The organism is Alteromonas profundi (assembly GCF_010500865.1).
GTDB classification, from domain to species: Bacteria; Pseudomonadota; Gammaproteobacteria; order Enterobacterales; family Alteromonadaceae; genus Alteromonas; species Alteromonas profundi.
Window position 1 is genome coordinate 1 of record NZ_JAAAWN010000081.1, and the last position, 1,301, is coordinate 1,301.

The window sequence follows — 1,301 nt, forward strand, 5'->3', positions numbered from 1 at the left end:
CCCATCAATTAACCTTCCGGCACCGGGCAGGTGTCACACCCTATACGTCCTCTTACGAGTTTGCAGAGTGCTGTGTTTTTAATAAACAGTCCCAGCCACCTGGTCACTGCGGCCTCCATGTGCTTACGACGCGAAGTCTTCACACACAGAGGCGTACCTTCTCCCGAAGTTACGGTACAATTTTGCCGAGTTCCTTCACCCGAGTTCTCTCAAGCGCCTTAGTATTCTCTACCTGACCACCTGTGTCGGTTTGGGGTACGGTTCATATAATCATAAGTTTAGAAGCTTTTCCTGGAAGCAGGGCATCAACAACTTCACCACCTTGGTGGCTCGTCTCGTGTCTCGACTTTAAGAACCCGGATTTACCTAAGTTCTCGGTCTACGCACTTTCACTTGGACAACCAACGCCAAGCTTGCCTAGCCTTCTCCGTCCCTCCATCACTGATTATATAAGTACGGAAATATTAATCCGTTTCCCATCGACTACGCATTTCTGCCTCGCCTTAGGGGCCGACTTACCCTGCCCTGATTAGCATGGGACAGGAAACCTTGGTCTTCCGGCGTGGGAGTTTTTCACTCCCATTATCGTTACTCATGTCAGCATTCGCACTTGTGATATGTCCAGCAAGCTTTACAACTCACCTTCATCCACTTACACAACGCTCCCCTACCCAGCACAGTAAACTGTGCTGCCGCAGCTTCGGTATATTGCTTAGCCCCGTTACATCTTCCGCGCAGGCCGACTCGACTAGTGAGCTATTACGCTTTCTTTAAAGGATGGCTGCTTCTAAGCCAACCTCCTAGCTGTCTATGCCTTCCCACATCGTTTCCCACTTAGCAATATTTTGGGACCTTAGCTGGCGGTCTGGGTTGTTTCCCTCTCCACGACGGACGTTAGCACCCGCCGTGTGTCTCCCGGATAGTTCTCATTGGTATTCGGAGTTTGCAAAGGGTTGGTAAGTCGGGATGACCCCCTAGCCTTAACAGTGCTCTACCCCCAATGGAATTCGTCCGAGGCTCTACCTAAATAGATTTCGGGGAGAACCAGCTATCTCCCGGTTTGATTGGCCTTTCACCCCCAGCCACAAGTCATCCCCTGACTTTTCAACGTCAGTGGGTTCGGTCCTCCAGTTGATGTTACTCAACCTTCAACCTGCTCATGGCTAGATCACCGGGTTTCGGGTCTATACCTAGCAACTAAACGCGCAGTTAACACTCGCTTTCGCTACGGCTCCGCTATTCGCTTAACCTTGCTACTAAATATAAGTCGCTGACCCATTATACAAAAGGTACGCAGTCAC

Annotated in this window: 1 rRNA gene; it reads right to left on the reverse strand. The window is 50.4% G+C overall.

Annotation, left to right across the window (positions count from 1 at the left end):
* Positions 1–1,301, reverse strand: a 23S ribosomal RNA gene (locus GTH32_RS19235); the annotation flags it as partial.